Annotated in this window: 24 protein-coding genes; 14 read left to right on the forward strand and 10 right to left on the reverse strand. The window is 58.4% G+C overall.

The genetic code is table 11. The features are described from left to right. The first annotated feature begins 104 nt into the window (after positions 1-104). A complete protein-coding gene (mqo, locus tag AC1RO5_RS14250) occupies positions 105-1,745 on the forward strand; it encodes a malate dehydrogenase (quinone) (protein WP_493175670.1) in 1,641 nt (546 codons plus the stop codon). 306 nt (positions 1,746-2,051) lie between these two features. Here mqo and AC1RO5_RS14255 read toward each other — a convergent pair whose 3' ends face one another. Together AC1RO5_RS14255 and AC1RO5_RS14260 are read right to left on the reverse strand one after the other, a co-directional pair. Continuing rightward, positions 2,052-3,281: a hypothetical protein gene (locus AC1RO5_RS14255; RefSeq protein WP_493175672.1), complete on the reverse strand. Its 1,230-nt coding sequence runs from the start codon at positions 3,279-3,281 to the stop codon at positions 2,052-2,054. A 250-nt stretch (positions 3,282-3,531) separates the two neighbouring features. After that, positions 3,532-4,437, reverse strand: coding sequence for a LysR substrate-binding domain-containing protein (locus AC1RO5_RS14260; protein WP_493175673.1), 906 nt, complete (start codon positions 4,435-4,437; stop codon positions 3,532-3,534). Between the two features lie 108 nt (positions 4,438-4,545). Between AC1RO5_RS14260 and AC1RO5_RS14265 the strand changes: the two genes are divergently transcribed. Together AC1RO5_RS14265 and AC1RO5_RS14270 are read left to right on the forward strand one after the other, a co-directional pair. Beyond that, positions 4,546-4,920: a tautomerase family protein gene (locus AC1RO5_RS14265; protein ID WP_493175674.1), complete on the forward strand. Its 375-nt coding sequence runs from the start codon at positions 4,546-4,548 to the stop codon at positions 4,918-4,920. Positions 4,921-5,025: 105 nt separating this feature from the next. After that, positions 5,026-5,355 (forward strand): DHCW motif cupin fold protein, encoded by a 330-nt coding sequence (locus AC1RO5_RS14270; protein WP_007935309.1) that lies wholly within the window; start codon positions 5,026-5,028, stop codon positions 5,353-5,355. A gap of 6 nt (positions 5,356-5,361) precedes the next feature. Here the strand turns inward: AC1RO5_RS14270 and lysA are convergent, their stop codons facing one another. After that, positions 5,362-6,600 carry a diaminopimelate decarboxylase gene (lysA, locus tag AC1RO5_RS14275; RefSeq protein ID WP_493175834.1) on the reverse strand — a complete coding sequence of 413 codons (1,239 nt, stop codon included), beginning with the start codon at positions 6,598-6,600 and terminating at the stop codon, positions 5,362-5,364. 127 nt (positions 6,601-6,727) lie between these two features. Here lysA and AC1RO5_RS14280 point away from each other — a divergent pair, with 127 nt between their 5' ends. Then, positions 6,728-7,654, forward strand: a complete 927-nt coding sequence (locus AC1RO5_RS14280) for a LysR family transcriptional regulator (protein ID WP_493175676.1) — start codon at positions 6,728-6,730, stop codon at positions 7,652-7,654. 367 nt (positions 7,655-8,021) lie between these two features. Here AC1RO5_RS14280 and AC1RO5_RS14285 read toward each other — a convergent pair whose 3' ends face one another. After that, on the reverse strand, positions 8,022-8,495 hold the full coding sequence (locus tag AC1RO5_RS14285) for a hypothetical protein (protein ID WP_493175679.1): 474 nt from the start codon (positions 8,493-8,495) through the stop codon (positions 8,022-8,024). 184 nt (positions 8,496-8,679) lie between these two features. Further along, the gene (gene katG / locus AC1RO5_RS14290; RefSeq protein WP_493175681.1) at positions 8,680-10,920 is read right to left on the reverse strand and encodes a catalase/peroxidase HPI; all 2,241 of its coding nucleotides are present in this window, start codon (positions 10,918-10,920) and stop codon (positions 8,680-8,682) included. A gap of 386 nt (positions 10,921-11,306) precedes the next feature. Between katG and AC1RO5_RS14295 the strand changes: the two genes are divergently transcribed. From AC1RO5_RS14295 to AC1RO5_RS14305, 3 genes are read left to right on the forward strand one after another with little or no spacing between them, the layout of a single operon-like run. Next, positions 11,307-11,801 (forward strand): GNAT family N-acetyltransferase, encoded by a 495-nt coding sequence (locus AC1RO5_RS14295; RefSeq protein WP_493175683.1) that lies wholly within the window; start codon positions 11,307-11,309, stop codon positions 11,799-11,801. 41 nt (positions 11,802-11,842) lie between these two features. Continuing rightward, positions 11,843-12,214, forward strand: coding sequence for a hypothetical protein (locus AC1RO5_RS14300; RefSeq protein ID WP_493175685.1), 372 nt, complete (start codon positions 11,843-11,845; stop codon positions 12,212-12,214). Positions 12,215-12,217: 3 nt separating this feature from the next. After that, positions 12,218-12,400, forward strand: coding sequence for a DUF1289 domain-containing protein (locus tag AC1RO5_RS14305; RefSeq protein ID WP_081628231.1), 183 nt, complete (start codon positions 12,218-12,220; stop codon positions 12,398-12,400). 234 nt (positions 12,401-12,634) lie between these two features. Here the strand turns inward: AC1RO5_RS14305 and AC1RO5_RS14310 are convergent, their stop codons facing one another. Together AC1RO5_RS14310 and AC1RO5_RS14315 are read right to left on the reverse strand one after the other, a co-directional pair. Continuing rightward, the gene (locus tag AC1RO5_RS14310; RefSeq protein WP_493175688.1) at positions 12,635-13,180 is read right to left on the reverse strand and encodes a cupin domain-containing protein; all 546 of its coding nucleotides are present in this window, start codon (positions 13,178-13,180) and stop codon (positions 12,635-12,637) included. A gap of 137 nt (positions 13,181-13,317) precedes the next feature. After that, entirely contained in the window at positions 13,318-14,211 is an 894-nt protein-coding gene (locus AC1RO5_RS14315) for a LysR family transcriptional regulator (protein ID WP_493175689.1), read from the reverse strand. A 128-nt stretch (positions 14,212-14,339) separates the two neighbouring features. Between AC1RO5_RS14315 and AC1RO5_RS14320 the strand changes: the two genes are divergently transcribed. The 3 genes from AC1RO5_RS14320 to AC1RO5_RS14330 all read left to right on the forward strand — a co-directional run bounded on the left by AC1RO5_RS14320 (position 14,340) and on the right by AC1RO5_RS14330 (position 17,775). Beyond that, positions 14,340-15,761, forward strand: a complete 1,422-nt coding sequence (locus tag AC1RO5_RS14320) for an MFS transporter (protein WP_493175836.1) — start codon at positions 14,340-14,342, stop codon at positions 15,759-15,761. Positions 15,762-15,845: 84 nt separating this feature from the next. Continuing rightward, positions 15,846-16,820, forward strand: a complete 975-nt coding sequence (locus AC1RO5_RS14325; protein WP_493175690.1) for a quinone oxidoreductase family protein — start codon at positions 15,846-15,848, stop codon at positions 16,818-16,820. Between the two features lie 28 nt (positions 16,821-16,848). Further along, on the forward strand, positions 16,849-17,775 hold the full coding sequence (locus AC1RO5_RS14330; protein ID WP_493175692.1) for a LysR family transcriptional regulator: 927 nt from the start codon (positions 16,849-16,851) through the stop codon (positions 17,773-17,775). Positions 17,776-17,794: 19 nt separating this feature from the next. Here AC1RO5_RS14330 and AC1RO5_RS14335 read toward each other — a convergent pair whose 3' ends face one another. Further along, positions 17,795-19,096: an MFS transporter gene (locus AC1RO5_RS14335; RefSeq protein ID WP_493175697.1), complete on the reverse strand. Its 1,302-nt coding sequence runs from the start codon at positions 19,094-19,096 to the stop codon at positions 17,795-17,797. Between the two features lie 158 nt (positions 19,097-19,254). Here AC1RO5_RS14335 and AC1RO5_RS14340 point away from each other — a divergent pair, with 158 nt between their 5' ends. Further along, the gene (locus AC1RO5_RS14340; protein WP_493175698.1) at positions 19,255-20,304 is read left to right on the forward strand and encodes an FAD:protein FMN transferase; all 1,050 of its coding nucleotides are present in this window, start codon (positions 19,255-19,257) and stop codon (positions 20,302-20,304) included. A 207-nt stretch (positions 20,305-20,511) separates the two neighbouring features. Continuing rightward, positions 20,512-21,906: a Si-specific NAD(P)(+) transhydrogenase gene (gene sthA / locus AC1RO5_RS14345; protein WP_057400216.1), complete on the forward strand. Its 1,395-nt coding sequence runs from the start codon at positions 20,512-20,514 to the stop codon at positions 21,904-21,906. A gap of 42 nt (positions 21,907-21,948) precedes the next feature. Here sthA and AC1RO5_RS14350 read toward each other — a convergent pair whose 3' ends face one another. Further along, the gene (locus tag AC1RO5_RS14350) at positions 21,949-22,671 is read right to left on the reverse strand and encodes a glycerophosphodiester phosphodiesterase (protein WP_493175700.1); all 723 of its coding nucleotides are present in this window, start codon (positions 22,669-22,671) and stop codon (positions 21,949-21,951) included. A gap of 13 nt (positions 22,672-22,684) precedes the next feature. Further along, positions 22,685-23,266: a PilZ domain-containing protein gene (locus tag AC1RO5_RS14355; RefSeq protein ID WP_493175702.1), complete on the reverse strand. Its 582-nt coding sequence runs from the start codon at positions 23,264-23,266 to the stop codon at positions 22,685-22,687. Positions 23,267-23,360: 94 nt separating this feature from the next. Between AC1RO5_RS14355 and AC1RO5_RS14360 the strand changes: the two genes are divergently transcribed. Next, the gene (locus AC1RO5_RS14360) at positions 23,361-24,611 is read left to right on the forward strand and encodes a lipoprotein-releasing ABC transporter permease subunit (protein WP_007935280.1); all 1,251 of its coding nucleotides are present in this window, start codon (positions 23,361-23,363) and stop codon (positions 24,609-24,611) included. A gap of 7 nt (positions 24,612-24,618) precedes the next feature. Continuing rightward, positions 24,619-25,302 (forward strand): lipoprotein-releasing ABC transporter ATP-binding protein LolD, encoded by a 684-nt coding sequence (lolD, locus tag AC1RO5_RS14365; RefSeq protein ID WP_177318275.1) that lies wholly within the window; start codon positions 24,619-24,621, stop codon positions 25,300-25,302. Positions 25,303-25,311: the final 9 nt, after the last annotated feature.

A 25,311-nucleotide genomic window follows, 5' to 3' on the forward strand; every position in this document is an offset into this window, starting at 1 on the left:
CTTGTAAGTGCAGGAACCCACGGCACGCTGCCTGCGTACCCGTACACCTGGGTTGCTCATGATCGGGAATTGGAGGCGGATGGCGTTTATCATAGGTGTTACAGATGTTTAAGAAACTGAACACGGCCCTGCTGGGGCTGGCTTTGTCGATGGGGATCACGTCCGCTTACGCGGAGGCAAAGAAAGTCGATGTGCTGCTCATTGGCGGCGGCATCATGAGTGCAACGCTGGGTGTATGGCTCAATGAGCTGGAACCCGACTTGTCGATGGAAATGGTTGAGCGCCTCGACGGCGTCGCCCAGGAAAGCTCCAACGGCTGGAACAACGCCGGTACCGGTCACTCCGCCCTGGCCGAGCTGAACTACACCCCGGAAGACGACAAGGGCAACGTCCAGATCGCGAAAGCCGTTGAAATCAACGAAGCCTTCCAGATCTCCCGTCAGTTCTGGGCCTGGCAGGTTCAGCAAGGCGTGCTGAAGAACCCGCGTTCGTTCATCAACTCCACTCCGCACATGAGCTTTGTGTGGGGCGATGACAACATCAAGTTCCTGAAGAAGCGCTACGAAGCCCTGCAAGCAAGCCCGCTGTTCGCCGGCATGCAGTACTCCGAAGACCCGGCTGTGATCAAGAAGTGGGTTCCGCTGATGATGGAAGGGCGTGACCCGAACCAGAAAGTCGCGGCCACCTGGAGCCCGATCGGCACCGACATGAACTTTGGCGAGATCACCCGCCAGTTCGTCGCGCACCTGCAAACCACACCGAAGTTCGACTTGAAGTTGTCTAGCGAAGTGCAAGACATCACCAAGAACGCAGACGGCAGCTGGCGCGTCAGCTACAAAAACCTGAAAGACGGCACCAAAACCGAAACCGACGCCAAGTTCGTGTTCATCGGCGCGGGCGGCGGTGCACTGCACCTGCTGCAGAAGTCCGGCATTCCTGAAGCCCAGGAATACGCAGGCTTCCCGGTTGGCGGTTCGTTCCTGGTCACCGATAACCCGGCCATCGCTGAACAACACCTGGCCAAGGCCTACGGCAAAGCCTCCGTTGGCGCACCGCCAATGTCGGTTCCGCACCTGGACACCCGTGTTCTGGACGGCAAGCGCGTCATCCTGTTTGGCCCATTCGCGACCTTCAGCACCAAGTTCCTCAAAGAAGGCTCGTACCTGGACCTGCTGACCACCACCACCACGCACAACGTGTGGCCAATGACCCGCGTCGGCATCAAGGAATACCCGCTGGTCGAGTACCTCGCAGGCCAACTGATGCTGTCTGACGAAGACCGCCTCAACGCCCTGAAAGAATACTTCCCGAACGCCAAAGCCGAAGACTGGCGCCTGTGGCAAGCCGGCCAACGCGTGCAAATCATCAAGCGTGATGAAGCCGCCGGTGGCGTGCTGAAGTTGGGTACCGAAATCGTTGCTTCCGCTGACGGCACCATCGCCGGTCTGCTGGGCGCATCGCCAGGCGCATCGACTGCCGCACCGATCATGCTGACCGTGTTGCAGAAAGTGTTCAAGGACAAGGTTGCCACCCCAGCCTGGCAGGAAAAGCTGCACCAGATCGTGCCTAGCTATGGCACTCAGCTGAACAACAGCCCTGAGAAAGTGGCTCAAGAGTGGGCTTACACCGCCAAGGTGCTGGAGCTGACTCCGCCGCCGGTGATCGGTCAGGCAGCGGCTCCTGCTGCCCCGGCTGAGAAGCCTAAGGCAGTGAAAGAGAATGCTGCGACGGATATGGCTCTGTAACTAGAGGCCCTGTCAAAAGCCCACTGAACCGGTGACGGTCAGTGGGCTTTTTTGTGGGTGGGATTCAGTGCAGATGATTTGCGAGAATCGCCAAAAGGAGACGCTTTTGTGGCGAGGGAGCTTGCTCCCGTTGGGCTGCGGAGCAGCCCTGAATAGGACGGCTTCACTCATCGTCGTACATCAATTCCAGGCTTTTTATCCATTCATCCATTGCTCTTTCTTGCTCTGCCTCTACCTTGTCTTGAGATCGGTAGCGTCCCGGCGCACGACTGTATTTCCGGTACGTGAAGCAGCATTGCCAGTCACTTACCGTAACTTTGCTTTTTCCCTCTTCAAACATTCATCCATTGCTCTTTCTTGCACTGCCGGTACCTTGTTTTGAGGTTGATAGAGCCCCGGCACGGTTGTATATCCGGTGCGTGAAGCGGCATTGTCTTTCGCTCCCTGTAACTTTGCTTTTTCCGCCTTCAAACATTCATCCATTGCTCTTTCTTGCTCTGCCGATACATCGATTTTAGGTCCGCTGGTGTCATAACTTGGCGCGTCGTTTTTAACGGTGTCATCCTTCAATGGCTCCAATGAGCTAGTAATGCCGCTTGAACTGCTATCGTCTGTTTTAGTTTCAGGCGCAGCCTGGCTTGAATTCTGACTGACAGGGTTTTCACTAGATGTAACGGTGTTTGCGGTGGGTGTATCACTAGCTGTGTTAGATTTCAGAGGGAGGGTGGCGGGAGCGGAGACGGTGTCTGCTTTAACTGTTGGCTTGTTTTTCTTCGTCGACTTATTACTATTTTTTTGCGTTTTCTTAGCCATTGAAAAAGCAGAGTTTAGTTCTTTTTTGTTCTTGTGAATAAGACTGTCGATCGGCACATAGCTAATAATTTGGTTGGGTTTTCTTTTAATGTTTGAGTTATAAAATTTTACTTGCTTCTGCGTTAGCTGGATATCGGCAACAGGCGACAATCGAATGAGGCCAAAAATCGCCTCGCGAGCGATAGCATATGTAAGTTGGTCAAGGCTGTAAGAAAAACTATTGCTGGTTTTTGGTATGGCAGAGGGTGGCGCTATTAATTCAATGGCACTGTCATGCCTGGAGAGAATTTTTCCTGCCGCTAAATCTTTATATGTGTAAACAACATTGCATTTCGATCGGGTCCCGCCTCGGGCGTTGCTTATAGATACTGAAGATATTTCTGCACTTATTTCAATGCGGCCGCTGTAATGTCCAAATTCGATAAAGCGATCACTGTTATGAATTTCTTTCTGGGTCGCATTCTTGATGGTGTTTCCCCAGTTTGAAATTTGTAATTCATCTGAAAAGTTGTTGTCTGTATCTGCATTTTCTTTGGTTTTTATTTCTGCAGGAAGCACAATAACATCTACATTGTATGCAAGGTCATAATAGTCAATATCAGAAACAATGCTCTTGTTTCTTTCGCTTGAGACTTCTGAATAATGTCTTATGTTGGCACAACTCGTCACTCCGAAAAAGCTAAAAGCCAGCACGAGTAAGGCAGTTATTTTTTTTGTCGACATGTTACCCTCCCATAATTATTGATTAAGGGCTTGCGTTGTCGTTGACGCATAACAATGATTGGGCCGAATTCGGCGGTAACGAAATAATAGAAGCCTCTAGATAACTCTGCGCTACCAATTCCGACTTTTTTAAAAGTCTATATAAATCATATGCCTATATTTCACGCCCAACCCCTCAGCTGTAATCGCGCGACTTCTGTTTTTTGACGTCAATATACTGTTGGGTCAGATTGATCCGCAGGCTCGTTAGTTATTCGCTACCCGCCTCGGGGGCTCCGCCAGTGATACTGAACGCCTGCGCTTCCAGACTCGTTTGTATCAACACAGCCAATTGTCGGGTGGCAGGCGCCAAGTGTTCTGCTCCTCGATAAAGCACATAGCCGAGGGTCGGCAGCGGGGGTAGACCGTCAATGACGGCGAGATGCCCTGGCAGCCCAATGCGGGTCCGCACCGTGAGGCCCAAACCGGCCGCAACGGCCGCCCAGATTCCACCAACGCCGGGGCTGGTCAGCGCGATTCGCCAGGGAATCCGCATTTCATCCAGTGCCTGGGTAGCCGCGCTGCGCAACACGCAAGGGGCGTCGAACATGATCAATGGCAGGGGGGAATCGACAGAACCGCTGATGGGGGGCGTGTCACGAGGCCCGATCCAGTGCATCTGTGTTTCACCCAGGCGCGTGGCGTAGGGGGACTTGTGCCCTGTGTCCCAAGACAGGGCCAGGTCAAGGCCACCGCTGTCGATCAATGCAAGCAGTTCGGTATTACGTGCGATCCTGACTTCGAGGCTCACCATCGGGTACATCTTGACGTAGCGTCGCAGAATGTCGCTGAGAAAGTGTTCGCCAAAGTCTTCCTGGAGCCCAAGGCGTACCGTGGCGGCGGTCTGGCTTTCGTGCAGGGTCTGGAAAATGCTGTCGTTCAGTTCAAGCAGTCGGCGGGCATGGCTGAGCAGGGTTTCACCCACCGGCGTCAACACCAACCCTCGACCGGATTTTGACAGCACTGGCGTGCCTACCTGTTCCTCAAGCTTCTTGAGTTGTGCGCTCACGGCAGACGTCGAGCGATTGAGCCGATCCGCCGCCTTGGCAAAGCTGTTGAACTCCACGCCGGTCACGAAAGTACGCAGCACATCAAGATCGAAGGTCGGACGGCGCATCGAATCATCCACTAATTCAGGACTAAGGCTGCTATTTAATCTGATATTCGGAATGATCGCGACTTGATAGTTTTCCCCTGTCAGTTGGTTTTTCAGGAGTAGGTCTTAATGCCGTTTGCACGTATTTCACTGCACCGGGGAAAGTCTGCCGAGTATTTACAGGCCCTTTCACAAGGGCTGCACGACGCCTTGGTAGAAAGCTTCGAAGTGCCGATGGCCGACCGGTTCCAGGTGATTCACCAGCATGAAGTGGGCGAGCTGATATTTGATCCCGACTACTTGGGCGGTCCGCGCAGCCATGACTTTGTGCTGATCGCGATTACTGCCGGTCGCCCTCGAGACATCGAGACGAAACAGCGTTTCTATCGCAATCTGGTCGAGAAACTGGGCCGAGCGCCGGGCATCGACTCTGAGGATGTCATGGTGGTGATTACCACGACCGCGGCAGATGAGTGGTCGTTTGGTGGCGGGCGGGGCAACTAGTTTTTGCTCTCAAGCCTGTATTCCGTAAATGCGGGCCATCTGTGTCTATCGGCAGCGTGGCCCGATTGATAGGGTCCGTATTCACTTCAAGTTGATGAGGCAATAATGGACCTTACCGCCATCCCCTTTGGGACTACCGATTGGTCGAAGATCGAACCGGTCGAGCACGCCGGCCAGACGGGCACGGCCTATTGGCGGACATGCCAGTTTGGTTCGACGCGTGTGCGGATGGTTGAATACAGCCCCGGATATCTGGCCGATCATTGGTGCTGGAGAGGCCATATCCTGTTGTGCCTGGAAGGCGAGTTGCACACAGAACTGGAAGATGGCCGCCAGTTCACGCTGACTGCCGGAATGAGCTATCAGGTGGGCAACGATGCCGAGGGGCACCGCTCGTTTACCACCAGCGGTGCGAAGTTGTTCATTGTGGATTGATGGCTTTTAAAGCCCCAACTCCAAGGCCAGCAAATCCGACAATGGCTGCGGGCGTCGAATCAATTTAGCTTGCCCTTGCTCGATCAACACTTCCGGCAACAGTGGTCGGCTGTTGTAGTTGGATGACATCGAGGCACCGTACGCGCCGGTATCGTGCATGACCAGCAAGTCGCCAACCTGCGCTTCAGGTAGCAAACGGGGTGTGACACCCTGTTCATCCTGCGTAAAAATATCACCGGATTCGCACAAGGGACCTCCCACTACACAGAGGTGCTCCGGACGACTGACCGGGACACCTTGGGAATCCAGCAAGGTCATGTGGTGATAGGCGCCATAGAGGGCTGGCCGCATCAGGTCATTAAAGCCGGCATTCACCAGGACGAAGTTTCGACTGCCTACTTTTTTTACCGCACGGACTTCGGTGACCAAATAGCCTGACTCGGCTACCAGGAATCGGCCTGGCTCGATCTCCATCCGTACCGGGTGAGCGAGAAAAGCCTCGATGTCCTGTTTGACCTGGCACCAGGCGTTCGCATAACGCTGGATATCCACCGGCTCATCCCCCACACGATAAGGTGTGGAAAGCCCCCCGCCGATGGAGAATGCTTCGATATCGTGGTCGAGTGCCTTCACAGCCGAGAGCATTGCGCAGCCCACTTGCTCAAGGTGTACGTAATCCACACCGGAACCGATATGCATGTGCAATCCCACCAGCTTCAGCCCGAATTGCCGAATCACGCTGAGGGCTTCCTGAACCTGACCATGCCAGATTCCATGCTTGCTGTTTTCACCACCGGTATTGGTCTTGCGGCTGTGGCCGTGGCCGAACCCAGGATTGATCCGCAGCCAGACGCGATGGCCCGCAGACTGTTGGCCCAATTGACGGAGCATATCAATCGAGCCGGTATTGACCTCAATGCTCAGTTCGACGACACGTCGCAATGTCGCTTCATCGAACAGATCACAGGTCAGAACAATACCCGCCGGGTCACCGGCAGGGCTGTATCCAGCGAGCAGCGCCCGCTCGATTTCGCCCAGTGATACGGCATCGATCCGCACGCCTTGTTCGCGGATCAACCGGAGAATATGCAGGTTCGAGCAGGCTTTTTGCGCATATCGAATGACATCGAAGCCTTGCAGTTGGTCGATGCGTGCCCTGATGGTCTGGGCGTCGTAACACCAAAACGGGGTGCCGTGCTGTCTCGCAGACTCGGCTAATGGCAGGAAAACGGAATGATCGGGCATGGAGGTATTCAATCTGAAGTAAGGAGAGAAGCCATCATGTCGACCATTCGACATTCAATAAAATATCTATTCTTTGCAGGTCGATTCAGTTTTGATATGGGTCTTGATCAACTGGCGGAGGCCAGATGTGGGAATTTCCATACGGCATATCGAAGTCTTCCGCGCCATCATGCAGGCAGGGAGCGTCACCGGCGCAGCGCGTTTACTATTTACTTCCCAACCCACGATCAGCCGAGAACTGGCGCGGCTTGAAAGTATCTCTGGCCTTCGGCTGTTTGACCGAGAGGGAGGGAGACTGGTACCGACGGCTCAGGCCATTATGCTGTTCGAAGAGGTAGAACAGTCCTACATTGGGTTGGAACGAGTCAACAGCGTTGCACAATCGATTCGTCGCTTCGAACATGGCCAACTGAGCATTGCCTGTCTTCCGATGTTGTCCCAGACCTTGTTGCCCAAGGCCTGTAAGCACTTTCAGCAACGGCATGTCGGCATAGGCTTGAGCATTGCTGCACAGGAATCCCCCTTACTGGAAGAGTCACTCAGCGCCCAGCGTTACGACCTCGGATTGACCGAGGGTGAGCATGTGCCTCGAGGCACCCAAGGGGAATTGCTCTTTTGTGCCGACATGGTCTGCATACTTCCAGAGGGTCACCCTTTGCTGTCCAGGTCACTCCTCGTAATGGAAGACTTTCGCGGTGTCGATTTCATTAACTTTTCGGGTCTGGATATCTATCGTCAGACGCTCGATGAGCACTTTCGCCGGGCCGGAGTCGATCGGCATACCGTCATCGAAACAACCAACGCCACATCGGTCTGCGCCATGGTCAGGCAACAGTTGGGGGTAGCGATTATCAACCCGTTGACTGCCGTGGAGGAGTCAGGCAGAGGATTGGCCATTCGGCCGATCAACGTGTCTATTCCCTATCGCGTTATGTTGATCAGGCCTGACTATCGACCCTCGTCAATCTTCGTCGACGCCTTCTGCAGCTCGTTGAAAGATGAGGCGTTGTGTCTCACCCATACACTCGACAAGAGATTAGAGAGCGCCGATTAAAGAGTCGTAGCAAAGATCAAAAGATCGCAGCCTTCGGCAGCTCCTACGCGGGCGAGAACTTCGGATCTGATCCGTATTTTTCTGGGCTATCTGCATCTGTAATGGGATCAGCCTGCGGCTCACAATGACGGCACGGTCAGCAGTGGCGGTAACCGCTGCACCGCAAACTCATAGCGTAGGAGGCCCCATGGGCAAGATGGCAATTTTCCTGGGTGGATTTCTGGTGTTGACCATTTTGATTGGTGCGCTTGCCACGATCTCTCCCGTTTAGTCTCGTCCTGCGATCAGTAAAAAGCACAACGCCTCCGCACAGGGAGGCGTTGGTTTTCTTCGGACAAGCTGATAGCAGAGGGGAGACAAGAGCGCTTCAACGAATATGTTTGGAATAGGCCGCCTTAAGTGCCTCGGATACAAGGGCAATCAGTATCGGGGTAGAGCTGGACTGCATGTCTCTGCCGATTTCAGTTCGCCGCTCCAGCACTTTGCCAGCGTATTTGGATGCCTGGCCTTCAGAAGCGAGCGATGACAGCTCTTCTTCAGTAAAAGACTTCTCATAAGCCGCAGCAAGATTCTGATTCCATTTCGGCTGGTACTGTGGAAGTAGCGCATTGATTTCGCTCGATACGGCACTGTGTGCTTTTTCACTCCCTAACTTTTCGATGAGCATCGCAAAGGTTTGTGTTTTCTTTGCCGCCAACAGGGCAAGTGTTGGCAGGCTGTCGCCCACATGGGTTTGAGCAACAAACGTGAGCGCTGTCTTATGCGCAAGTACTTCAGCCGTGACAGTGGTGGACAACACGATGGGCGCTACGAACGCGATCGCGACACAAAAAGACCTCATCAATGATCTGGCTCCTTCGGTTCGCTACGTCGGTGATGCGCTATTGAGAACCCTAGTTGGGAAAAACCTATATCGCTAGTGCTTTGGTTCCACTTGGGATTGAACCTGAGGGCCAAGCAATAAAAAGCCCACTGAACCAGTAACGGTCAGTGGGCTTTTTTTCACGCTGGATTGAGCGCTTGCATCACCTCAGATCAAACCGATCCAGATTCATCACCTTGACCCAGGCTGCCACGAAGTCTTTCACAAACTTCTCCTTCGCGTCGTTGCAGGCATAAACCTCAGCCAACGCCCTCAATTGCGCATTCGAGCCAAACACCAGATCAACACGCGTCCCTGTCCATTTGAGATCGCCGGTTTTGCGGTCGCGCCCTTCGAACTCTTCATTGGCCTGCGACACCGGTTTCCATTCCACGCCCATGTCGAGCAGGTTTTTGAAGAAGTCGTTGGTCAACGCTCCCGGCTGCTTCGTGAGCACACCGTGTTGGGTTTGGCCGACGTTGGTGTTCAGCACGCGCAGGCCACCAATGAGCACGGTCATTTCCGGCGCGGTGAGGGTCAGCAGTTGCGCCTTGTCGATCAGCAGTGCCTCGGCTGGTACGCGGTAGCGGGTTTTGAGGTAGTTGCGGAAGCCATCGGCGGCGGGTTCGAGGTAGCCGAAGGATTCAACGTCCGTTTGCTCTTGCGAGGCGTCCATGCGTCCCGGTGTGAAAGGCACCGTCACAGTGTGGCCGGCATTTTTTGCCGCTTGTTCGACGCCGGCACAACCGGCCAGCACGATCAGGTCGGCCAGGGAGATTTTCTTGCCGCCGGTTTGCGCGCTGTTGAACTCGTTCTGGATGCTTTCGAGTTTCGCCAACACGCTCGCCAGTTGCTCAGGCTGGTTGGCCTGCCAGGATTTCTGCGGGGCCAGGCGCAGGCGTCCGCCGTTGGCGCCGCCACGTTTGTCGGAGCCGCGGAAGGTGGAGGCTGCTGCCCAGGCGGTTGATACCAATTGCGAGACGGTCAGACCGCTGGCCAGGAGCTTGCTTTTGAGCGCGGCGATGTCGCTGTCGTTGACCAAGGGGTGGTCGACCGGCGGGATCGGGTCTTGCCACAGGAGTACTTCGTTGGGCATTTCCGGGCCGAGGTAGCGGGAGAGGGGGCCCATGTCGCGGTGGATCAGTTTGAACCAGGCGCGGGCGAAGGCGTCGGCCAACTGGTCCGGATTGGCGAGGAAGCGCCGCGAAATCGGTTCATAGATCGGGTCGAATCGCAGCGACAGGTCCGTGGTCAGCATGGTTGGGTTACGCCGCTTGGACGGGTCGTGAGCATCCGGAATGATGCCCGCGCCGGCACCGCCTTTCGCCGTCCACTGGTTGGCACCCGCCGGGCTCTTGGTCAGTTCCCACTCGAAGCCGAACAGGTTTTCCAGGTAGTTGTTGCTCCACTTCGTGGGTGTGGTGGTCCAGGTCACTTCCAGGCCGCTGGTGATGGTGTCGCCACCTTTACCGCTGCCGAAAGCGCTTTTCCAGCCCAGGCCTTGCTGTTCGAGGCCAGCGGCTTCGGGTTCGGCGCCGACGTTTTCGGCAGGGCCGGCACCGTGGGTTTTACCGAAGGCGTGGCCGCCGGCGATCAGCGCCACGGTTTCTTCGTCATTCATCGCCATGCGCCCGAAGGTTTCGCGGATGTCTATCGCCGCAGCGACTGGGTCCGGCTTGCCTTCCGGGCCTTCCGGGTTGACGTAGATCAGGCCCATTTGCACGGCGGCGAGCGGGTTCTCCAGGTTGCGTTCGCCGGGTGCTTGCATGGCTTCTGTATCTTTGCCGTAGCGGACGTCACCGCCCAGCCACGTGCTTTCGGTGCCCCAGTAGACATCTTCATCCGGTTCCCAGACGTCTGGCCGACCGCCAGAAAAACCAAAGGTCTTGAAGCCCATGGACTCCAGCGCGACGTTGCCGGTGAGGACGATCAGGTCGGCCCAGGAGATGTTGTCCCCATACTTTTGCTTGATCGGCCAAAGCAGCCGGCGCGCCTTGTCGAGGCTGACGTTGTCCGGCCAACTGTTGAGCGGTGCAAAGCGCTGCTGACCGGAGCCGGCACCGCCACGGCCGTCACCGACGCGGTATGTGCCGGCGGCGTGCCAGGCCATGCGAATAAACAGTGGCCCATAGTGACCGAAGTCCGCAGGCCACCAGTCTTGCGAATCAGTCATCAGTGCATGCAGGTCTTGCTTGACCGCCGCAAAGTCCAGTTTTTTGAACGCTTCGGTGTAGTTGAAGCCCTCGTCCATGGGGTCGGACAGGGGCGAGTGCTGGTGCAGGATCCTAAGGTTCAGTTGGTTCGGCCACCAATCGCGGTTCGTCGTACCACCGCCAGCGGCGGCGTGTTTGAACGGGCATTTCGATTCATTTGCCATGTATGCGCTACCTTTGGTCGTGTTCATCCGGCTATCCGGCCCGGGGTTGGGCACGCAATAGCGACGAGCGGAATCAATGACATAGGCTGTAGCCGTGCGATCAATTGATCGTCGTGGTCACACGGGAAATCCGGATAGCGGCAATCGAGTTGCCAGCACGGTGGCCCACGGCAAGCCTAGTACGCTTTCTGACTCATTCGTATCTCTTCTCAGGTCTCAACCGGCCGGCTGACGCCAGCGCTCCAGTAAGGGTAGACGTCTATAAAGCAGTCAGCTAATAGGGGGAGTATTGGGGGGTGATAGGAATAGTCTTTTACTTGAGTCGTCGAGATGGAGCCGCTGTTACGAGTCTCTTTTATCCAGCACCGGCAAAACGTAATCTGTCGCATCAATCTTTGGATGGAACCAAACCAATGCTGCTAACCCACCGCCCCGTCAGTGCTGAAGACGTGTTGACGATTTGCGACTTTCCTCAAACGCCCCAAGAGCTTTTTTTCATGTTCCCGAAGGCGCAGTACCCGTTGACGGAAGCTCAGCTGCTTGCATCGATAGCTCAACGCTCGGACTCAACGGTAGTTGAAGGGGATAACGCTGTTGTCGGTTTTGCTAACTTTTATGCGTTTGAGCGCGATGGCGTTTGCGCGATAGGCAATGTGATCGTTTCACCCAGGGCTCGGGGGAAAGGTGTCGCGAGGTTTTTGGTGGAAACGATGGTGGGGCTGGCGTTTGAACGTCATCGGGCAAGCGAGGTGCAGCTTTCGTGTTTCAACGAGAACACGGCGGGGCTGCTTTTGTATCCGCAGCTTGGGTTTGTGCCGTTTGGGGTTGAAGAGCGGGTGTCGCAGGATGGGCGCCGTGTAGCACTGATACAGATGCGAAAGATTCGGGGGATGGAAGGTATCGTATGATGAGCCTTTTCCGTTGACTGCTACCCAAGGATCTACCCCCGATGTCTTTAAGCAAACGCGATCAGGCACACATCGAACGTCGCCTGGTCGCCACCCTGACCGAGGCGTGCGAAACAGCCAAAGCAGAAATAGTCGGGTTTTGCTGGTTGACCCACGAAATCGATTACGACGCCTTTCCATCCAGCCTGCGGGTGATTTGGGTCTTCGATACGCAGGCCCATAAGGACCAAGCGCTGGCTAGCGGGCAGGGCGAGCGCATGGTTGAACTGACGGCCGTAGCATTAAATGAAGCGGACGTTCTCGTCAGCCCGGTTGCGGCCCATGTGCAGTTTGATTCTGAGGAGCAATGTCAGCGCGCCAATGCCGGCAACTGGCAGCAACGCCTGGCGCCCAAGCGCTCGACGCGGGGTTGAAACGTGGCCAAGGATATCGAAAATCCGTGTATTTCCGTTTGCCAGTTGAGTGGTGAGCTGTGTGTCAGTTGTGGCCGCACCAAGGACGACATCAGAAAATGGAAACGCATGAAGCGCCCGGAAAAAATGGCGGCGGCGCAACGCGCGAGTGTGCGGTTGAAGGGGCTTCAGAAAAGGAAGGTTTGAGGGGAATACCCGTTGAAGGCCGTATGTGATCTGCCTGATGCACTGCAAACTCTGGTTTTACGGCTGCTTCGCAGCCGAACGCAGCGTTCGGCGGCTGCTACAACGAGTGCGTGTCTGGACACGTACCAAGCATCAGATTAAACGCTCAGTTCAGGCGTAAAACCTTGAGCCCACTGGCGTCTGGCTGAACATCAACACTACCTGCTTCCTCTGGTTGCCCTTTTCGGTTACCCATCAGGTTTTTTCTGGACGCGACGTGCCGATCATCACAAAAAGTGCTCGGGCTATCCGCTCACTTTTGTTCCGCCAGGCGTGCCGCGTGCCATTCTGAATAACGATCTCGCCTGCCTTTACCAGACGGCTCTGACCGTTATCCAGCTCCAGCCACATCTCACCCTCCAGAATGACTCCGTAATCAATGGTGGCGGTGGTGTGCATGCCCGGATTTTCCGGTTCAAACGTTTCGATCAGGCCCGGCAGTGCGGCGCTCAGCTCTTCAAAAGCCTTAACGCCATCGACGAGATTCTGCATGACGGTGTCGGGCGGGAAATCAAACACGGCGATGCTGGTGCCACCCTGAGGAGGAATCAGCGACGCATAATCGAGCGTGGGATCGCGTTCCTGTTCAAGGAGTACCGGATTGGCGGGAGTGGTCCACAGCTGCGCCATCGCTTGCCCCGGGATCGAGGCAAAGGATTGCGCCCTTGGGGCATAGTCGTCGGAAACGAACACGGAATTCCCTTGTTCGTCGTGGCCGGTCACGATTCTTCTTATCTTCATTCTGGATTACTCAAAGAGGCAGTTCCTGACCCAGGCCCGTGGTGAACCAGGCCGACCCGCTGATCTGGATATCGTTGTCCATGATTCAGTGTAGGTCGACGGGGACTTCACCGGCGATTGAGCCGACGTCCTAACCCCTAAGGTTGCGCGCACACCGCCCGAAAGCAATCACGCAGCCACCGATGCGCCGAGTCGGCATCCATCCGCGGATGCCAGAGCATCGAAATGGTGATCGGCGGCAGCTCGAACGGCAGCTCGAAACTGTGCAGACCGGTGCGCAGGTTTCGGGTGTGTCGGGCGGGCACGGTGGCGATCAGGTCCGAGGCGCGAGCCAGTGCCAGGGCGGCCGGGAAACCGCCGACGACGGTGACGATTTCCCGCTGCAGTCCCAGCGCTTCCAATGCTTCATCCATCGGCCCCTTATCGAGACCGCGCCGTGAAACCAGGATGTGCCGGCCAGCGGCATAACGGGAGGCGCTGACCTCGCCTTGGCTCAGCGGATGCCCCGTGCGCACGACGCCGATGAAACGGTCCTCGAACAGCGCGCGGGTGCGCACTTCCGGGCTGGTCGTGCCGCCGACCACACCGGTTTCCAGATCGACGGAGCCGTCGCGAAGTGCGGCGCTGTCCTTGTTCAGCTTCTGCACAAAGTGCAAACGCACACCGGGTGCTTCCTCGCTGACGCGGGTAATCAGTGCCGGGCCGAAGTTTTCGACGAAACCGTCGCTGGTGCGCAGCGTGAACGTGCGCACCAAGTGCTTGAGGTCGAGTTGTTCGGCGGGGCGCAAAACCGCTTCGGCGTCTTGCACCAATCGACTGACGTGTTCGCGCAATTCGAGCGCTCGGGGCGTCGGCACCAGACCGCGTCCGGCCCGGACCAGCAGTGGGTCGCCCGTCGTTTCGCGCAACCGCGCCAGCGCACGGCTCATGGCCGACGGGCTCAGCCGCAGTCGTTGGGCGGCGCGGGCGACGCTGCCTTCGGCGAGCAGCACGTCCAGGGTAATCAGCAGATTGAGGTCGGGAGTGGTCATGCCGCAACGTTAGCACGGCGTGGGGCTGACATGGCGTCAAACGCATCTATTAAGTGCAAATGCTGCGCCTTCCGCCTTGTCACGCGCGGGCATACGCTGCTGATCTACCTTTCAGACGTGGCCAGACAATGAAATCCATCACTCAATCAGGTTCGGTGCGCTGGGCGCTTGCCAGCCTTTCGCTGTCGATGTTGATGCCTTCACTCGACACCAGCATCGCCAATGCCGGCTTGCCGACATTGGCCGAGGCGTTCGATGCTTCTTTCCAACACGTGCAGTGGATCGTTCTGGCGTACCTGCTGGCGATCACCACGCTGATCGTCAGCGTCGGACGGCTCGGCGACATGGTCGGCCGTCAGCGCTTGCTGCTGGCGGGCATCGGCATTTTTACCCTGTCATCGCTGGCTTGCGGTGTCGCGCCGTCGCTTGGGTGGCTGGTCGGCGCCCGGGCAATGCAGGGGCTTGGGGCGGCGATCATGCTGGCGCTGACCGTGGCGTTTGTCGGTGAGACGGTGCCGAAAGCGCAGACCGGCAGCGCCATGGGATTGCTCGGAACGATGTCGGCGATCGGCACCACGCTGGGGCCGTCGCTCGGTGGGATGTTGATTGCCGGCGTTGGCTGGCAGGCGATTTTTCTGATCAACATACCGCTGGGTGTGCTGAATATCTGGCTCGCGTATCGCTATTTGCCGGCGGATGCTCAGCGGGCGAAAGCGGATCGGGTGGGGTTCGACAAGGCCGGCACGTTGCTGCTGGCGCTGACGCTCGCGGCGTATGCGCTGGCCATGACGATCGGGCACGGTGATTTTGGCTCGCTCAATATCGCGCTGCTGCTGACGGCTGTTTTCGGCGCCGGGCTTTTCATCTTCGTTGAGGCCACGGTTGCATCGCCATTGATCAAATTAGCGCTGTTCCGCCAACCGGGATTGAGCGCCAGCCTGGCCATGAGCGCGCTCGTTTCAACGGTGATGATGGCGACGCTGGTGGTCGGGCCGTTTTATCTCTCGGGTGCGCTTGGCCTAGGCACCGCACTTGTCGGTTTCGCCTTGTCGGTCGGCCCGTTGGTGGCTGCTTTGACCGGCGTGCCGGCCGGTCGCCTGGTGGACCGTTTTGGCACTCGGCGCATGACCCTTGTCGGGCTCGCGGCAATGGCGCTCGGCGCGGCTGCTTTATCGATGATGCCTGCGGAGTTCGGCCTCCTCGGTTACCTCGCGCCCATCGCGGTGATCACGGCCAGCTACGCATTGTTTCAGGCGGCCAATAACACCGCGATCATGACCGACATCCGCCCGGACCAGCGCGGCGTGATTTCCGGCATGCTCAGCCTGTCGCGCAATCTCGGCTTGATTACCGGGGCCTCGGTGATGGGCGCTGTGTTTGCGCTTGCCTCGGCGACGACAGGCATCACCTGCGCGTCTCCCGCAGCCGTTGCCAGCGGCATGCGGATAACGTTTGCCGTCGCCGTGGCACTGATCATCCTGGCCCTTGCTGTGGCCCTGTTGCCGAGGGTTTCGGAATGCTGCACTGTGTGCAGTAATGAACTGCAATAAGGCTATATTGTTCGCTATAAATCGAATGCCGATACTCCCTGCACATCGCGCAGACGGGCTGCGCTGAAGTGAAGGAGTCAGGCAATGGTTTCTGTCGTTCGTATCGCACGCACCGGCGCACCAGAGGTGATGAACATCGAGCAAGTGACGGCGCGTGAACCGGGGCCGGGTGAAGTCTGGCTGGAGCAAGAGGCGATTGGCGTCAACTTTCTTGATGTGACCCAGCGCAACGGCGCCGTACCGCTGTCATTGCCGTCGGGGCTGGGCCTTGAAGGGGCGGGCCGGATTGCCGCCATCGGCGCGGGGGTGAGCAACGTCAAGGTGGGTGACCGGGTGGCGTACGCCACGGGGCCTGTTGGCGCTTACGCCAGCGCGCGGCTGTATCCGGCTGAGCGGTTGGTGCCGATTCCCGACGCGTTGACCGCTGAAGAGGTCGCCGCTGTGTTGTTCAAAGGCATTACCGCGCAGTACCTGCTCAAGACGACTTATCCGGTCGGCCCCGGCACCATCGTGGTTCTGTATGGCGTAGCGGGCGGCCTCGGGCAGATCATGGCGAGGTGGGCCAAACACCTGGGGGCTTTTGTCATCGGCATTGTGTCCCGGGCCGAGAGTGTCGAGACGGCCAAGGCGCTGGGCTGCGATGCGGTGCTGGTGTTCAACGCCCGGACACTGGCTGCGGATGTCGCGAAGATCACCGACGGCAAGAAAGCCGATGTGGTCTACGATCCCATCGGGCGCGTGTCGTTCGAAGCGTCGCTCGACTGCCTGCGACCGCGTGGGCTGATGGTGTCTTTCGGCGCATCCTCCGGGGCGCCGACGGCGGTCGAACTGGCCACGCTCAATGCCAAGGGTTCGTTGTTCCTGACCCGTCCTTCACTGGGTGCGCACACCGCGGATATCACTGAATACCGGCAACGGGCCAATGATGTACTGGCCGCGGTCGAGGCGGGCATAATCAAGCCCGGCATCTGGGGCCGTTATGCATTGGCCGATGTGGCCAAGGCCCATGCCGATCTGCAAGGTGGCCAATCTCGCGGAGCGATTGTCCTCAAACCCTGATCGCTGCTATCTGAAAGAAGAGTGTTTCGTGAACCCACTGGACAGCCGCCACATCGATGAAATTGCCGCGCTGCTTGCGGTTGCCTCGGCACATTCATTCGTGGCCGCCGGGCGCCTGTTGCAACGTCATCCGACAGTGATTTCAAAGCGGCTGGCGGCCATGGAAAAACGCTTGGGCGTGCGGCTGATGGAGCGCACGACACGACAGGTGCGGTTGACCGATGCCGGCAACCGCCTCGTCGAACGCTTGCGCAATGCCACGGGGTTGATCATCGAGGCCGAACAGGAAGCCTCACTGGGCGCCGCGCAGGTGCGCGGCGTTTTGCGCCTGGCTTTTCCCGCGGCGATGGGGCGCCTGTGGCTGGCGCCGATGTTGCCGGAATTTCTGGCAGCTCATCCGCTGGTTTCCGTCGAGGTGGATTACAGCGATCGGGTCGTCGACATCATTGCTGAAGGTTTCGACGCGGCGATTCGTATCGGCGAATTGAATGACAACCGCCTGGTGGCGAAGAAGCTAAGCGATCATCGCCGCATCCTCTGCGCTTCACCTGCTTATATAGAACAGCACGGTTTACCGACCAGCCCGAAACAACTGACTGATCACAACTGCCTGGGCTTTACCGGTCTGGCGGCGTTCCCTGAGTGGCGCTTGTCGAAGGGCGATCGGCACGAGAAGGTCATCACACGGGGAACCTTGACCTCGAACGACGGCGAAGCGTTGCTCGCCGCGGCCAAGGCCGGCGTCGGTATCCTGGGCGCCGGCGAGTGGCTGATGAGCCGGGAGATCGCCAACGGTCAGTTGGTGCGCGTTCTGCCGGAGTGGGATCTGGATGCCCAGGGCGGGATTTATCTGGTGCGAGCATCCGCCGCCTTCACGCCGGCAACGCTCATGGCATTCAAGACATGGCTGGAGACCAGATTCGCAGAGGGGCCGCCTTGGCTGCGTGCCGTGTGACGGCCTCTCTGCGTTCCTGTTACTGAGCGCCGCTGACGACCGCTGCTTGCGCCGTGCGCAACGCGTGCCGATTGCCACGGAACAACACCAGTGTCGCGATCAACCCCAACACCGCCGCACCACTGAGCCAGATTCCCGGTGCTGCCTTGTTGTCTAGCACATGGATCAGGTACGTACAGGCCGCCGGGGTGAAACCACCGAACGTTGCGGTCGCCAGGCTGTAGGCCAGGGAGAAACCGGTCGTACGCACTTCCACCGGCATGATCTCGGTCAGGGCCACCACCATGGCGCCGTTGTACGAGCCATACAGGAACGACAGCCACAACTCGACAATCAGCAAGTGGCTGAAGCTGGGGTTCGCCACCAGCCACGACAGCGCCGGATAAGCCGTGAGGATTGCCAGAATCGTCGCGCCCAGCAGCAGGGGTTTGCGTCCGATCTTGTCGGAAAGCGCGCCCATCACCGGCAGCCAGAAGAAGTTCGACAGGCCGATGCACACCGTCACCAGCAACGCATCCAGATCCGACAGATGCAGCTCGGCTTTGCCGAAGGTCGGGGTGTAGGCGGTGATCAGGTAGAACGACACCGTGGTCATCACCACCAGCGCCATGCCAGCGAGGACGATGCCAAAGTTCTGACCGATCGAGCGGACGATGTCTCGCAGGGTAGGGCGATGTTTACGCGCCTGGAATTCCGGGGTTTCCTCCAGCGAACGGCGAATCACGAAGATCACCGGCACGATCATGCAGCCGATCAGGAATGGCACGCGCCAGCCCCAATCACCCATTTCTTCGGGACTCAGCCAGTGGTTCAAACCCACGCCAAGCAGGCCGGCGAATACCACCGCGGCTTGCTGGCTGGCGGACTGCCAACTGACGAAGAAGCCTTTGCGGCCCGGTGTGGAGATTTCGGCGAGGTACACCGACACACCGCCCAGTTCCACGCCCGCCGAGAAGCCTTGCAACAGACGACCGAACAATACGATCAGCGGCGCCGCGACGCCCAGCGTGGCGTAACCCGGCACGCAGGCAATCAACACCGTGCCGGCGGCCATCAACGCCAGTGTGATGATCAGGCCTTTGCGGCGGCCGTGGCGGTCGATGTAGGCGCCGAGGAAAATCGCCCCCAGCGGACGCATCAGGAAACCGGCCCCGAAAGTGGCCAGAGACAGCATCAGGGAAGCAAACGCGCTATCGGCGGGAAAGAAGGTTTTGGCAATGGCCGTGGCGTAAAAGCCGTAGACCATGAAGTCGAACATTTCGAGAAAGTTACCGCTGACAACGCGAAAAATCGCTTTGCCTTTGCTCGTGCTGGAAGACATTTGTAGATACTCACTCTGGTCAATCTTGTTGAAAGCGCTGCACCTGTGGAGCGAGCCTTTGTGGCGAGGGAGCTTGCTCCCGTTCGATTGCGCAGCAATCGTAAAACCGGTCACCGCTATCGCGAGCAGGCTCGCCCCAATGCGCGCTGAAGCCCATAATGGCGGGCGCGGTTTTGAGGGGAGATGAAGATTTGTTAACTGGACGGTGGGGCGGACTTGTGGTGCTGGCCGGCGTTTTATCCGGTTGTGGCAACGGCGACAGCCTGGAACGCTTCGACGGCCCGACCATGGGCAGTCGTTATTCCATTCAATACGTAAGACATGCCTCCACGCCCGGGCCGAAAGCGGTGCAGGCCGAAGTGGAAAATATCCTCGCCGAAGTGGATCGACAGTTCTCGACCTATCGCAGCGACTCGGACATCGAGCGCTTCAATAATTTGCCCGCCAATCACTGTCAGAAAATGCCCACGCCGATCCTTGAATTGATCCGTGTGGGCGAACAGTTGTCATCCCAAAGCGAAGGCTCCTACGACCTGACGGTGGAGCCGCTGCTCAACCTCTGGGGATTTGGCCCGCAGGCGCGTGAGGAAAAAGTTCCGAGTGCCGAAGCGTTGGCCGAGGTGCGGCAGCGCGTCGGTCATGGCCACTTGCGCATCGACGGCGACCAGTTGTGCAAGGATGCCGCGGTCGAAGTCGACTTCAACAGCATCGCTGCCGGTTACGCGGTCGACACGATTGCCGCCAGACTCGAAGCGCTGGGCATCCACGACTACCTCGCTGAAGCCACCGGTGAACTCAAGGCCGTCGGCAAAAAACTCGACGGCTCACCGTGGCGCATCGCCCTGGAAGAACCCCGTGATGATCAGCAAGTGGCCGAGCGCATCATCGCCGTCGACGGCTACGGCGTGTCCACCTCCGGTGACTACCGTAACTATTTCGAACAGGGTGGGCGGCGCTATTCCCACACCTTCGATGCCCGCACCGGAACACCGGTCCTACACACTCTGGCGTCAGTCACGGTAATTCATCCTTCAGCGTTGATGGCTGATGGCTTATCGACGCTGTTGCTGATTCTTGGCCCTGAACGGGGTTGGGACTATGCCCAGACGCATGACATTGCTGCATTCTTTGTGATTCGTGCCGATACAGGTTTCGTCACACGCACCAATCAGGCTTTTGAGCGCCTCGCGGGTGAGAAAACCGAGTGATTGCGGCAGCAAAAGCATTTTTCGATGGCGATGTAGTGCAGGCAAAACTAGCCTACGACGCGACCAAGGGTTAATGTGCGCGGCGTTGACGCTTCTATAGACTGTGTCCGGGTTCTGCACTGGCCCCAAATTGTTCCTTCACGCCGCCGATCGGCGTGATTTAGCCGCAGGCGCCGAGGGTGCCGCGGCCTGTTCTGAGGAGTACGCATGGCTGTCTACAACTACGATGTGGTGGTGTTGGGTTCCGGCCCAGCAGGAGAAGGCGCGGCAATGAACGCCGCCAAGGCAGGGCGCAAGGTGGCGATGGTCGATAGCCGTCGCCAGGTCGGCGGCAACTGCACCCACCTGGGCACCATCCCGTCCAAGGCCTTGCGTCACTCGGTCCGGCAGATCATGCAGTTCAACACCAACCCGATGTTCCGGGCCATTGGTGAGCCGCGCTGGTTCTCGTTCCCGGACGTGTTGAAAAGCGCTGAAAAAGTCATCTCCAAACAAGTCGCCTCGCGCACCGGCTACTACGCTCGTAACCGCGTCGACGTGTTCTTCGGCACCGGCAGCTTCGCCGACGAGCAAACCATCGAAGTCGTCTGCGCCAACGGCGTAGTTGAAAAACTGGTGGCCAAGCACATCATCATCGCCACCGGCTCGCGTCCTTATCGCCCGGCGGACATCGATTTCCATCACCCGCGTATCTACGATAGCGACACCATCCTCAGCCTCGGCCACACCCCGCGCAAACTCATTGTTTACGGCGCCGGCGTGATCGGTTGCGAATACGCGTCGATCTTCAGTGGTCTGGGTGTATTGGTTGAACTGGTGGACAACCGTGGTCAGTTGCTGAGCTTCCTCGACTCGGAAATTTCCCAGGCGCTGAGCTACCACTTCAGCAACAACAACATCACGGTTCGCCACAACGAAGACTACGACCGCGTCGAAGGCGTGGACAACGGCGTGATCCTGCACCTCAAGTCCGGCAAGAAGATCAAGGCCGACGCCTTGCTCTGGTGCAACGGCCGTACCGGTAACACCGATCAGCTGGGTCTGGAAAACATCGGCGTGAAGGTCAACAGCCGTGGCCAGATCGAAGTGGACGAGGCATATCGCACCTGCGTGCCGAACATCTATGGCGCCGGCGACGTGATCGGCTGGCCGAGCCTGGCCAGTGCCGCCCACGACCAGGGTCGTTCGGCCGCTGGCAGCATCGTCGATAACAACAGCTGGCGCTTCGTCAACGACGTGCCGACCGGCATCTACACCATTCCGGAGATCAGCTCGATCGGCAAGAACGAGCAGGAGCTGACTCAGGCCAAGGTGCCGTACGAAGTGGGCAAGGCATTCTTCAAGAGCATGGCGCGTGCGCAGATCGCCGGCGAGCCTCAGGGCATGCTGAAGATCCTGTTCCACCGCGAGACGCTGGAAGTGTTGGGCGTTCACTGTTTCGGTTATCAGGCGTCGGAGATCGTGCACATCGGTCAGGCGATCATGAACCAGCCGGGTGAACTGAACACCCTGAAGTACTTCGTCAACACGACGTTCAACTACCCGACCATGGCCGAAGCCTATCGGGTAGCGGCGTACGATGGCCTCAACCGGCTTTTTTGAGCGGCTCCGGCCGGTGGCCTGAGCCGGCCGGGGAGACCGATTTCAGCAATTCTCGAGCGTGGCGGTGGCCAAACCGGGAAAGTCTGTAATCAGGCTGTCAACGCCGAAGTCGGCGAGCCTGCGCATCAGCGCGGGCTCGTTGACTGTCCACACCGACACATGCAGCCCCTGACGCTGCGCCTTCTGCAGGCGTTCCGGCGTACACAGGGTCCAGTTCAGCGCCAGCATCTCACAGCCATAGTTTTGCGCGACCTTCAACGGGTCGAGCCAGGCGTACTCGGCCACCAGTCCGCGAGACACGTCCGGCACCAGGTCCAGCGCGGCTTTCAATACTTCGCGTGAACTCGACGTAATCGTGACCTTGTCCCGCATGCCGAAACGCTGGGCCATTTCGCGAATCGCCAGCACGGTGGTTGCGGCACGGGTGCGTGAAGCACTTTTGACTTCCAGCTGCCAGTGCTCGAAATCGCATTGCTCGAACAATTGTTCCAGCGTCGGGATCGGGCAGGGTTTGATCCAGCCCGGACCGCCCTTGCGCGCGTCGTAGGTCACCAGCTCCGCAGCCGTGTGTTCGACCACTTTGCCGCGGCGGTCGGTGGTGCGTTTGAGGGTCGGGTCGTGGATCACCATCAACTCGCCGTCCATGGACAGGTGCAGGTCCAGTTCGCAGCGGCGCACGCCGTGCTTGAGGCATTGCTGAAAGCTGGTCAGGGTGTTTTCCGGTGCTTCGCCTTTGGCGCCGCGATGGCCGTAGATGAGAGTCACGGTTCTTCCTTAATTAATGGCCGATTTCGTTTTGTTCGCGCGCCAGGCGTCGTTCTTGTGCCTGTCGCTGCAAGATGTAGCGGGCCAGCAGTTGTCGCTGGGCATCGGACAGGTATTCGAACTCGGTGCCGACGTCGTAGCCGTCGCCCTTGCGGTCGCAATGGGTGACGCGGGCCCGCAGCAACAGGCCGAGGGCTTGTGGCATCAGCACTAGCTTGACCGACAGGTGCGCGCTGACGGCAATGGGCGTCGGATGCTGAAAGTCGATGCCGCCTTCGGAGATGATCACCGGCTGCGGCTCGCCGATCTGTCCGAGTACGGTCAGGGCGACCACCTGGCTCAGCAGATCGATGCGTTTGTTCTGTGATTTCAGGAACGCGGCGATGGTCCGGTCGCGTTCGCTGATCTGGCGCAACAGGTGTTGCGACTCGAATTCGCTCAGGTGCAGTTCGCTGAGCAGGTTGAATAGCGGGGAAGCATCCTGCAACACTTCCTGGCCTGCTGCTTCGGGAGCAGACAGGGGCCGAATTTCCAGTGCGATCGTGTCCTCGATACGGTAGTATTCGCGGCGATCTTCTTCATCTAATGTCGACATGGCGAACCCATGGTAGCGGCGGTGGTCTGAGTGTAAAGCTGGTTATCGACCCCCGCCACAAGGACGTTCCTTTTCCCTCCGAACAAGCCCCGACATGTTCAGACCTCTCTTCGTATTTATCGGCACGCGTTATACCCGTGCAAAACGTCGCAATCATTTTGTGTCATTCATTTCCCTGACCTCGATGATCGGACTCGCCCTCGGCGTGGTCGTGATGATCGTTGTGTTATCGGTCATGAACGGCTTCGATCATGAGATGCGCACCCGTGTGCTGGGCATGGTGCCCCACGCGACCATCGAGTCCGGCGAGCCGATCAGCGACTGGCAAAGCCTGGCCGCCAAGGTCAAGCAGAACCCGCAGGTGGCGGCGGTTGCGCCCTTCGTCCAGATGCAGGGCCTGCTGACCAACAACGGCAAGGTCTCCAAAGTGCTGCTCAATGCCATCGACCCTGTGCAGGAACGGCAGGTGTCGATCATTGATAACTTCATGCAGCAGGGCAAACTCGACGACCTGGCGCCCGGCAGTTTCGGCATCGTCATTGGCGACAAGGCGGCAGCCAAGCTCGGCGCGGCGGTTGGCGACAAGCTGACGTTTGTCGCGCCGGAAGTCACCGTGACCCCGGCCGGGATGTTCCCGCGCATGAAACGCTTTACCGTAGTCGGCATCTTCCATGTCGGCGCCGGTGAGCTGGACGGCTATCTGGGCCTGACCAATCTGCAGGACTTGGCCAGGCTGCATCGCTGGCAACCGGATCAGGTCCAGGGTCTGCGACTGAAGTTCGACGACCTGTTCCAGGCGCCGCGCACCGCGTGGACCATCGCCCAGCAGCTCGGCGAAGACCGTTACTACGCCCGCGACTGGACCCGGACCCACGGCAATCTGTATCAGGCGATCCGCATGGAAAAAGCCATGATCGGCCTGCTGTTGCTGCTGATCGTCGCCGTTGCTGCGTTCAACATCATTTCCACGCTGGTGATGGTGGTGAACGACAAGAAGGGCGACATCGCGATTCTGCGCACCCTGGGCGCCACGCCGGGCTCGATCATGGCGACGTTCATGGTCCAGGGCACGGTCATTGGTGTGGTCGGTACGCTGATCGGTGCCGTGGTCGGGATCTTCGCCGCACTGAACGTCAGCGCGGCGATCTCGGCCCTCGAAGGCCTGATCGGCCACAAGTTCTTGAACGCCGACGTGTATTTCATCGATTACCTGCCGTCGCAAGTGCAGAGCCAGGACGTGTTGATGGTCTGCGCCGCCGCGTTGGTCCTGAGTTTCCTCGCCACCCTGTATCCAGCCTGGCGTGCCGCGCGCACCCAGCCTGCGGAGGCGCTACGTTATGAGTGAGTCGGGCATGAGTGATAAAGCAATCTTGAGCTGCCGCAACCTGGGCAAATCCTACGTGGAAGGCCCGGAATCGGTAGAGGTTCTGGCCGGTCTGCAGCTGGAACTGCATCCGGGTGAGCGCGTGGCGATCGTCGGTACATCGGGTTCGGGCAAAAGTACTTTGCTCAACCTGCTGGGCGGCCTCGATACGCCGACCAAGGGCAGCGTCTGGCTGGCCGGTGAAGAACTCTCGGCACTGAACGAAAAGGCCCGTGGCCTGTTGCGCAACCGGTCGCTGGGTTTCGTTTACCAGTTCCACCACTTGCTGCCTGAGTTCACCGCGCTGGAAAACGTCTGCATGCCGCTGCTGATCGGCAAAACCGCGATCCCGGAGGCACGTCAGCGCGCGACGGCGTTGCTGGAGCGGGTAGGGCTTGGGCATCGCCTGGAGCACAAGCCGGCGGAATTGTCCGGTGGCGAACGCCAGCGTGTGGCCATCGCCCGCGCCCTGGTGAACAAGCCAGGCCTGGTGATGCTCGACGAACCGACCGGCAACCTCGACTCCCACACCGCCCAGGGCATTCAGGATTTGATGCTGGAACTCAGCACCTCGATGCGCACGGCGTTCCTGGTGGTGACACACGACATGAACCTGGCTCGCCAGATGGATCGCGTCCTGCATTTGCAGGAAGGTTACCTGACCACCATCTGATTGGCTGAA

It is taken from the genome of Pseudomonas sp. GW822-FHT02G04, assembly GCF_058802085.1.

Excerpts from the sequence above, each read along its gene's own strand:
- AC1RO5_RS14315 (WP_493175689.1), bottom strand. The coding sequence starts at position 14,211 with ATGACCACTCCCGACCTCAATCTGCTGATTACCCTGGACGTGCTGCTC.
- sthA (WP_057400216.1), top strand. The coding sequence starts at position 20,512 with ATGGCTGTCTACAACTACGATGTGGTGGTGTTGGGTTCCGGCCCAGCA.
- AC1RO5_RS14355 (WP_493175702.1), bottom strand. The coding sequence starts at position 23,266 with ATGTCGACATTAGATGAAGAAGATCGCCGCGAATACTACCGTATCGAG.
- AC1RO5_RS14300 (WP_493175685.1), top strand. The coding sequence starts at position 11,843 with ATGTCTTTAAGCAAACGCGATCAGGCACACATCGAACGTCGCCTGGTC.
- mqo (WP_493175670.1), top strand. The coding sequence starts at position 105 with ATGTTTAAGAAACTGAACACGGCCCTGCTGGGGCTGGCTTTGTCGATG.
- katG (WP_493175681.1), bottom strand. The coding sequence starts at position 10,920 with ATGAACACGACCAAAGGTAGCGCATACATGGCAAATGAATCGAAATGC.
- AC1RO5_RS14360 (WP_007935280.1), top strand. The coding sequence starts at position 23,361 with ATGTTCAGACCTCTCTTCGTATTTATCGGCACGCGTTATACCCGTGCA.
- AC1RO5_RS14335 (WP_493175697.1), bottom strand. The coding sequence starts at position 19,096 with ATGTCTTCCAGCACGAGCAAAGGCAAAGCGATTTTTCGCGTTGTCAGC.
- AC1RO5_RS14285 (WP_493175679.1), bottom strand. The coding sequence starts at position 8,495 with ATGAGGTCTTTTTGTGTCGCGATCGCGTTCGTAGCGCCCATCGTGTTG.
- AC1RO5_RS14260 (WP_493175673.1), bottom strand. The coding sequence starts at position 4,437 with ATGCGCCGTCCGACCTTCGATCTTGATGTGCTGCGTACTTTCGTGACC.
- AC1RO5_RS14320 (WP_493175836.1), top strand. The coding sequence starts at position 14,340 with ATGAAATCCATCACTCAATCAGGTTCGGTGCGCTGGGCGCTTGCCAGC.
- AC1RO5_RS14255 (WP_493175672.1), bottom strand. The coding sequence starts at position 3,281 with ATGTCGACAAAAAAAATAACTGCCTTACTCGTGCTGGCTTTTAGCTTT.
- AC1RO5_RS14295 (WP_493175683.1), top strand. The coding sequence starts at position 11,307 with ATGCTGCTAACCCACCGCCCCGTCAGTGCTGAAGACGTGTTGACGATT.
- lolD (WP_177318275.1), top strand. The coding sequence starts at position 24,619 with ATGAGTGATAAAGCAATCTTGAGCTGCCGCAACCTGGGCAAATCCTAC.
- lysA (WP_493175834.1), bottom strand. The coding sequence starts at position 6,600 with ATGCCCGATCATTCCGTTTTCCTGCCATTAGCCGAGTCTGCGAGACAG.
- AC1RO5_RS14340 (WP_493175698.1), top strand. The coding sequence starts at position 19,255 with ATGGCGGGCGCGGTTTTGAGGGGAGATGAAGATTTGTTAACTGGACGG.
- AC1RO5_RS14270 (WP_007935309.1), top strand. The coding sequence starts at position 5,026 with ATGGACCTTACCGCCATCCCCTTTGGGACTACCGATTGGTCGAAGATC.
- AC1RO5_RS14310 (WP_493175688.1), bottom strand. The coding sequence starts at position 13,180 with ATGAAGATAAGAAGAATCGTGACCGGCCACGACGAACAAGGGAATTCC.
- AC1RO5_RS14265 (WP_493175674.1), top strand. The coding sequence starts at position 4,546 with ATGCCGTTTGCACGTATTTCACTGCACCGGGGAAAGTCTGCCGAGTAT.
- AC1RO5_RS14325 (WP_493175690.1), top strand. The coding sequence starts at position 15,846 with ATGGTTTCTGTCGTTCGTATCGCACGCACCGGCGCACCAGAGGTGATG.